General features: G+C 65.9%; 1 protein-coding gene. It reads right to left on the bottom strand.

Annotation, left to right across the window (positions count from 1 at the left end; all coding sequences use genetic code 11):
• Positions 1 to 194 precede the first annotated feature (194 nt).
• Positions 195 to 8874 (bottom strand): filamentous haemagglutinin family protein (locus DNK59_RS31380; RefSeq protein WP_110725845.1); only part of this gene is annotated, 8680 nt, incomplete at its 5' end.

Here is an 8874-nt window from a genome sequence, read left to right as displayed (position 1 = left end):
CCTCCCCCCACACCCCACCCAGGGCTTCGACGCAGAACACCCAGATCGCAGGCCGGAACTATAAGCAAACCGTCCTGCACGCCGCCCCGGCTCTTCTCTTCCCTCCCCGCCAACCAGCAACACAACCCCGTTCCCATCAGCCAAAAAAAGGGGCGATCAACGATCGCCCCCCAAGCTTGCTACCACGAGAGAACCTACAGCGTCAGTTGCCCCCGCTCCTCATCGGTCAAACGCGCCCGGGCCTGGTCGCTCAGGGGGCCGGCGCCCAGGACCTGCACCGGGCTGTCGGGGTCGTAGCCCGGGGCGCGGCTGGCTTCTTCGCGCTGGCGCTGCACCGGCTCGGAGCCAAAGCCCAGCACTTCCACGGTGACGATCGAGGCCCGGCCCTGCTTGGCCGCCGCCTGCTGGTTGCGGGCGGCATCTTCCGCGGCCTGGGACGCAGCGGAGCCGGCGGCGCTGGCCGAGGTCATAGCACCGGTATTGACCGTGGCGCTCACCGGCACCCCGGAGGACTTGCCCTGGGTCTGGATGTTCGCCGCGTTGACCACCCGCAGCGCGGCAATGTTGACGTTGCCCGAGACCCGGATCCCCGCCTCGCCGGCGTCGATGGTGCCCAGAGGCGCGATCAGGTCGATATCGCCGGCCGGCACCTCGGGAATCGGGTTGAGGGTGGCGATCCCCGCCCCGGTGCTGGGCACCGAAGGCGCCAGGCTGACATTGCCCCAGGTGTCGTAGACGCGCTTGGGCGGGGTGTAGACCACGGTGGTCTTGGAACCCCGGCCGGCGTTGATGTCACCCGCCGCCGACCAGCCCATGATCGAGCCGCCGAAGGTGGTCATGATCCGGCTCTGGCCCAGCAGGATGCTGCCCAGGGAATACAGCTGAATGTCCCCCGCGCCCTGGGTGATGATCCCCGCCGACGCCGGTGGCGCGGTGCCTTCGATGCCGAAGGTCTGGTTGCCGCCCGGGGTCAGCATCTGGATATTGCCGCCGAAGTTGGTGTGCACCCCGGCCCCGCCAAACAGGGTGATATCGCCCTTGTAGGTAATCGGGTTGCCGGCCACGTCGGTACTCGGGAACAGCGCGGCAATCGCCGCCCGGCCCCGGGCGTAGCTGCCCTGGCGCACGCCGCCGTCCTGGTTGTACTCACGGCCGGCGGCCTTGAGCTCGGCGAAATACACCTCACGGGCGAACACCCGCTGCTGCTCCGCCGGCAGCGCCGCGTAGTAGGCCCGGGCCTGGGCGCTGTCGCCGGTGAAACCGAAGCGCTCAGCCAGCCAGGCCTGCAGTTCCCCATCGTAGAGCTTGTAGACCTTGCCTCCGGCCAGGCTGGCCGGGTCCAGGTAGGCGTCGACAAAGCGCCGGTAGTCCGGGCCCTTAGGGCCGACCCCGGCCTGCATCACGATGCTCGCCCCTGGCTGGCTGTCGCCCGGCGCCACAGCGCCGATGCTGGTGATGCTGACCTTGTCCTCCATCAGGATATTGCGCCCCGCCGTCAGCTCCAGGGTGCCGGGGCCGGCAACCATGAAGTTGCTGTAGAGAATGTCGCGCCCGGCGCTGACGATGGAGATGTCGTTGGGGTTGTTGTGCACGAACAGGTTGCCCTGCGAAGTCGACGAACTATTAGGGTCAAAGTCGACAACAAGCCGCCCACTGCCGACGATATCGCGTCCGGCCATCATCCATACCGGACGACTGCCTTCATACCAGGTCTGGCCGGGGTGCAACGATGCGCTGTTAAAGGCAATGCTCCGACCGCTGCTGACCCCCACCAGGTCTCCGCTCACTGCGTAGAACCGTGCCGGGTCCGCAGCCCCACCAACAGGCCCGGCGACACTGCCCGAGCCAAAGGCAAACAATGGCAAGCTGGAAGAGGCCGAGTTGCCATTGATCGACAGATTGCTGGCCGCCACCACACCGCCGATTCGACCGACAAACGCCGGGTGCCATGGAGTGGCCATCGAGCTGGCCGCAGCGCCTGACTGGCTGACGATGAAGCCGCCGGCATGGATCGAGTCCTGGGCAAGGAACTGCAACTGGCCATGGCCCCCTGGCGCCAGAAGCAACGGCTCACGAAAGGCAATCGTACCGGTCTGCTGCATGCCGGCCTGGCCATAGTAAAGACTGCCACTGGCTGCCACTGCCCTGAGGATGGACGGATAGACCACCGCCAGATCGGTGCCGGCGGGGTTGGTGATGGGGGCCAAATTTCCGCCCAGAGACAGCAGATCGATAGCGGTGCGATCGGTCCACAGGGTAAACCAACTCTGTCCGGTGCCTGTTTGGCTGCCACGGTTGAAAAGCGCAGGGTTGAACTGCCTGACCCGGCCTGGGTCTTCAACATTCTGCACCACCAGATCCCCCAGGCTCTGCAGGTTGAAGGTGGCATCTCCGGGCATCAAGCTCAGCCCCCCCCGGGTCACGCCAAGGGTCGAGCGCAAGGAGTCGAAGGCGCGAGTCTCACTTGGATTGTGATCCGTGGCGACGCTGCCATAGAGCAGATCGATGCTCCCCTGGGAACCGCTGTGCAAGGTGGTGTTACCACGCAGGTTCACCAGCATACCGTTGCGACGCTCCATCGCCATTTCACTGGCGGGGTTCAAGGCACCCGCAATATTCACCCGCAGATCGCCCCCCCCCGTCAGTTGCAAGCTGCCATCGCTGGCTACCCGGCCGGTACTGCCCACCGCCAGCACCAGCCCTTGGCTGCGCGGAGCCACAGTGGCCGGATCGTTGGCATTCGCGGGAGTGTCGACGGTCCCGGCAGCGCCCGCGACATTCAGTTCAAGATTGCCACCACCCAAGGTGCCGAACCCGGTAAAGCCCACCATCCGGTCGGCAGCGCCCGCCGCCGTGTAGGTACCGAAGTTGATCCACCAGGCCGTGGGCTGGGCCGAGCCGCCGGTGGCGACATCGGCACTGCCCTGGCGCCACAGCCAGTTGCCCACTTCGGCCGAGTCTTGGCCGTTGTCCTTGGGGTTGGGCCAGGCCAGGCTATTGCCCGCCACACCGGTGATATTGCCGGTCAGGTTGCCGCCGACATCGATCCGCAGGTTACCCCCACCTTCCGGGTACCAGGCGCGGTACAGGCTGGTACCACTGCCATTGACGAACTGCTCGAAGTAGCTGCCTGGGTCGTTGAGCACCTTACCGCCAGCGCCCAGATTCCGCGGTTGGTTGTAAGGATCGGCAGCGGAGGTGGCGGTGGATGACGTACCGGCGGTATAGACCCCGTACAACGAATCCATGCTCAGGTTGCCGGCGCTCAGCAGTTGCAGGTCGCCGGTGCCGGTGCGCACCACGCTGAAGCGGCTGCTGGACGGTTTTGGCGCGTATTCCTTGTCGGCCATGGCCGTGCAATAGCTCGGGTTGTCCTTGCAGAAGGATTCGACCGAAGGCTGCCCCAGGTCGGCCAGCAGCTTCGCATCGATGGGGTCGCCGGCCTTGATCACTATGCCGGCCCCGGCCAGGTCGTCCACGGCCTGCTGGGTCCAGGCGAAGCTGGCCTTGACTGCGCAGTAACTCGGGTTGTCCGAACAGAACTGGTCGATGGAGGTTTGCCCCAGATCGATCAGAAACTGCTCATCGATCGGATCCCCGGCCTTGACCACGATATCCGACGCGGCCAGTTCGTCCGCCGCTTGCTGGGTCCAGATGCGCACACTCTTGGAGGGCATTTCCTTGGCGAACATGCCGTAGTGACTGTCCGCCAGATGCAGGTCGCCGCTGCGCGGATTGGCCTGCAGGATGCGGCTGTCGGCGGCCTCGGTATCGGCCCCGGCCACCAGGCGCAGGGACCAGGACTGCGAACCCTCGGCCAGCATCGGGGCAATGGCCCAGAGCTGGTTGCTGCGCCCCGCCACCTCCGGCCGCAGTTGCACCGACTCGACGCCCCCCGGCAGCTTGACGTCCGTTCCGGTGGGAATCAGCGCGCCCTTGGGCAGCGGCTTGCTGCCGTCGAGCAGCACCCCGCCCACCACCTTGGGCAACTCCACACCCTTGGGCCAGGTCAGGGGCTTGACCAGGATGTTCTGGCCGAGCAGGTTGCCGGCCTCCAGCTGGGTACCGGCGATCAGGGTCTGGGCCTCACCAAGCAGGGTTCCAGCGGCGAACAGCAGGTTGCCCGCGGCATCGCGCACAGCGGCGGCCAGCACGGTGCCCGCCGGCAGGGTCAGGCTCTGATCGAGTTGCACGGTCACCGGCAGGCGGGTGCCCGCCGCCAGGGTCAGGCCCTTGATCGGCAAGTCGTAGTTGAGGGTGGTGCCGCTGGGGAAACGGGTGCCATCGGCCAGGGTCACCCCAGTGCCCGGCACTATGATGTTGCCACCGGTAAAGTCCACGCCCTTCAGCAGCACCCAGCCCTTGTCATCCACGGTCGGTGGCGGCGGCGCAAAGCCGTCATTGATGCTGCCGTAGATATTCAGGTCGCCACCGGCACGCAGGGTCAGGCTGCCGACCTCGCCGGAGCCATATACCGAAGTCTTCTGGCTATGAGGGTTGAGGCTGGCATAGCGATAGCCGGACAGGTCCAGGTCGCCCTGCACCACCAGGTCGCCATCGGCGGTCTTGCTGACGATCTGCACGCCGGGGCGCAAGTGCAAGGCATCGGCGTAGGTGGCGTTGTTCAAGCCGGCCAACTTGTTCTGCAACAGGTCGTTGTTCTGCAACGCGGCGTTGATAAAGGCCGTGCTCAGTTGGTGTTTTTTGTCCAGGTAGTCCTGGGTGATTTGCTGATACGGCCGGCCGCTGGCGGTGCTGTCATTTTTCAGTGGCGCATCGTCGTAGCTGATCATGCCGTTGACCGCGATCGAACGGGCGCCCTGGATATCCAAGCGGCCATGGGCATCGATATCGATATCGTTGCTGCTGCCGTCCACCTGAACCAGCCGTGGCGCGTTCAACTCCAGGGTGCCGCGACTGCGGCCGTCGTTCTGCCCGGCGGCGCTCCCCACAGCCACATCGGTGCCATGGCGCAGGTCGATGCGTGCGCCATCGGCCAACGTCAGCCGGCCCTCGCCGGAGCCGAGTACCACGGTGGCGCGGTTGGGCGAGTCGATGATCTTGCCGTAGCTGTCCACCCGCAGTTGGCTGCCATGGGCATCGAGCACCGCGCTGCTGTCCAGGGTCAGGCCATGCCTGGCTGCCAGGTTGATGCTGCCGACCCGCTCGCCGCTGGCGTCCACCAGGCCGTTGACCTGCAGGCTGCCATTGTCCAGGGAGACGTTGATGCTGCTGGCCTTGACCCCGTTACCGATGGTCAAGTCGCCCTGCTTGAGCTGGAAGCTGCGCGCGCCGTACACCTGGCCCTGGTTCAACCGCTGGTTGAGGGCGGCGAACTGTTCGTCCTGGGTGCCACTGGCGCCCAGGCGCTGGGCCTGGATTTCCACCGCGCCGCCCAGGTAAGGCACCCGGGTGCCGCCGGCATCGTAGTAGCCGCTGCTGGCGCCGAGGATCTTGCCCGCCAGCTCCACCAGCCCGGCGTTGCCGTCCACGGCCACCGCCCGCAGCTTGCCGGCCTGATTGTTATTGGCCGACAGATCGATGCTCGACCCAGCCGCCTGCAGCACATTGCCGGCGCGGCTCTGCAACAGCACCTCGCCACCGCTGCCGTAGCGGGTCAGGTCGTTGAAGACCATGGCGCGGCCCGCCACATCGATCAGCGCGGCATCGGTCAGTACCACATCACCACGGGCCTCCAGGGTCACCTTGCCACTGGGCAGCACTACCGCGCTCGCCAGGCGAATGCTATCGCCCTGCAGGGACAGTTCCGCGCCATAGCCCTTGGTCTCGCCACGGGGGTCGGCGGTGGCGCTGATATCGATGGCGCCACCGGCACTGATGCGATTCACCGAGCCGGCCTCGCCGGTCAGCAGCGGGCTGCGGATATTCAGGTTGCCACCGCTGTAGGCGAAGCCCTTGAGCGGGTCATAGGCGCCCTGGCTCTGGTACACCGAGAGGCTGCCCTTGTGGTTGGCGGTGATGCGCTGGCTGGCATTCAGGTCAACGTTGGCAAAGCCCAGGGCCAGGCGGTCGAAGCTCTTGATGGTGCTGGGCTGGGCGAAAGCGCCATAGCCGAACTCGATGCGCTCGGCATTGATCGACAGGCGTCCGCTGCCGGTACCGGCACCACCGGCCACCACCGCGCCAGGCGGGGTTTCGGCACCCAGCCAGATCAGGTTTGCCGTGTGGATGCTGGCCACATCATTGGCACCGCCGGCGCCGTAGATCGCCGGGGTGGAGAGCATCAGGTTGTTCAGCAGCGACTTGCCAGTAACCGGGTCATAGGTGTCCAGGCTGGCGCTGCCGTAGAAGTTCAAGCCGTCTCTGGCCGAGAGTTGCAGGGTTTCCAGGGCTGGGGCGCCGAACTGGCGGTCACCGCGCAGCAGGCGCTCCAGCAGTTGCTGGTTCAAGGTCATGCCGCCAGGCAGGCGATTGGCCGCAGCCGCGGCCGCCAGGGCCTCGGGGCTGCCGACGTTGATATTTTTCACCCCTAGATTCAAGTGGCGGGTGCCATAGCGCACCTGATCACCCAACTCGAAGGTGCCTGCGGTCACGGCGACAAAGCTGCCCTCGGAGTGCAGTGTGGTCTGCCCGCTGCACAGGGTAGTGCTGCACCCGCCTATGTTGATGCCACTATTGGTAGTCGAGGCCGATAGCGAGGTACTGATCACATTCAGCAAGCCGTTGGATACCGCGAGCATATTGGCTGCTTTGTAGATAAAACCATCAGTGGCGTCGTAGCTGGCCTTGCCCTTGCCGATGGTGTTGATCGAGGCCCCCTGCTCCACAAGGATTGCCCCGCCCCCTGTCACCAGGAACACCTCCGGCGCTGCCAGGCTCGCCCCAGAGCGCAAGGTGATGGAGCCCCGCGTCAAGTAACCACCCTCATCAAATGAGATGTAGTTACCTCCCTGACCATAAGTGAGAGAGCTCAAGCCGCCGATGACCAGGCGTGTGGCGCCCAGGGCATTGAGGCTGTCCGCCCTCAGGGTCACCCCCTTGAACCCGTCGCTAGACGACTTGCCGGCCGCCACCACCTCGGTGTTTGTGTCACCGGAACTCATCACTGTGACTGTGCCGCCATAACCTCCGGCTGCGGCCTCGAAGCGGCCGATGCCGGCGAAGGAGAACGCATCGGCTCCAGCGCCTTCGCGCAACGCCAGCTTCAGGGTCTTGGCGTCCACCTCAAGCATCGGCCGTGGTACCCCAAGCCTGGCGGCATCGGCCTTGGCAAACTGCGCATAACCGGTTTCGTTGTACTGGGAATAGCGGCGCAAGGTGTCGGCCGACGTCAGGATCAGCTGGCTGGCGACGCTGTTGCTGATCCCGGTATGGGCGATCGACAGACGCCCGGCGGTAGACCAGGAACCATTGCGCAACTGCTGGGTGGCGCCTTCGCTGCCCAGCCCGGCCAGACCGTTGATCTCCACGCGGAAGGCCCCCGGCATCAGCGCAAAGGTGGATGGCATCAGGGTGTAGGTGCCCGCCGGCAGCCCCGGCACCCCGGCGCCGAGAGTGATCTGCTGGCCGATCATCGGGTCTACTGCACCGCCTTCTGATGCGGCTGGTGCATAGCCCGGCTGTACCCCAGGGACAATGGCGTAGATCGGGTTGGTGGCCAGGCCCGGCAGGATCAGGCCACCGTTGGCGCCGATCTGCACCAGCGGGTTGTAGCGGGCATCGGTGGAACCGCCGCGCCCGGAGATAAAGCCCGCGCCCAGCAGCTCGCCGCCTCCGGACAGGTCAACCGTGGCCTCGGGGCGCACCGCTACTGACTTGCCGCCGAGGATCACCCCGATGCTCAGATCGCTGTTACCGCTGACCCGTGCCCCCTGGCCAAGGAAGCTCACGGTCTTGCCGTTGTACTTGTAGACCTGACCATCGACCGTGCCGCCATAGGGCAGCACCAGGCCCTTGCCACTCACCGAAGTCAGGCTGCCAGGCAGCAGCTCCACCTGGCTGGCGCCCAGGTTGCCGATCTCGATCAAGCCCAGGGGCGCACGCAGCACCCCGCCCTGTTTGATGGTGGCCGCGCCCAATTGCAGGCGGCCGAAGGCCGAGTAAGGCACGGCCGAATCGGTGCTGCCGTTGCGGCCAATGGTCAGGGTGCGCGCCGGGTTGAAATCCATGGTGGTGCCGACAGGCTCACTCAGGTAACCGGCAATCACCCGGGCCCCGACCTCGGTGCCGGGGTACAACTGTGCCGCCCGCAGAGTCATGTCGCCCTGGGTCAATAGTTGGGTGCTGATGCCCTTGGCGATCACATCGGTGCCGGGCCCAGCAAGGAAGCGCAAATCGCCCTGGCTGCTGAGCTGCACATCATCGAACCCTCGGCGCTCGACCAGCACCAGGCTGTTGTCGGCCTGGCGCAAGCTGCCCTTGCTGCCAAACACCACATTGCCGCGCACATCGATCAGGTTGCCGCTGGCATTGAACTGCGTCTGGGTGGCCCGTTGCGACGGCGTGCCGGTGGATACCGGGCGCACGTACTGGTCCTTGCCCTCCAGCGGCGCGAGCATCCCCGCCAGCAGCAGGTACGGCGCCGACAGGTTGACCCGGGTATTGGCCGCGGCGCTGTCGCTCAGGTTCAGGGCGCCGCTGTACAGGCGCAGGCTCTGGCCCATGTTCAGCGAGACATCGCCAGCGAAGCTCAACAGACCGTTGCTCAGCAGCGCCAGGTTGTCGAAACCACCGGCTGTGACCTGATCCACCCCCAGGCGGCCATGGCCGTATTCCAGGCTGGCGGCCGCGGCCTCGGCGCTGCCCGGCAGCGTGCTGCCCTGGTGAACCTGGCTGAGCATCAGTTCCCGGGCCTTGAGTACCTGGTTGCTGACCGCGTTCTTGATGTAGTACGGGCTTTCCAGGGCCAGGGAC

Source organism: Pseudomonas sp. TKO26 (assembly GCF_003225665.1).
Taxonomy (GTDB): domain Bacteria; phylum Pseudomonadota; class Gammaproteobacteria; order Pseudomonadales; family Pseudomonadaceae; genus Aquipseudomonas; species Aquipseudomonas saponiphila.
The sequence above is the reverse complement of the archived record's forward strand: the minus strand, read 5'-3'. Positions and strand labels throughout refer to the sequence as shown.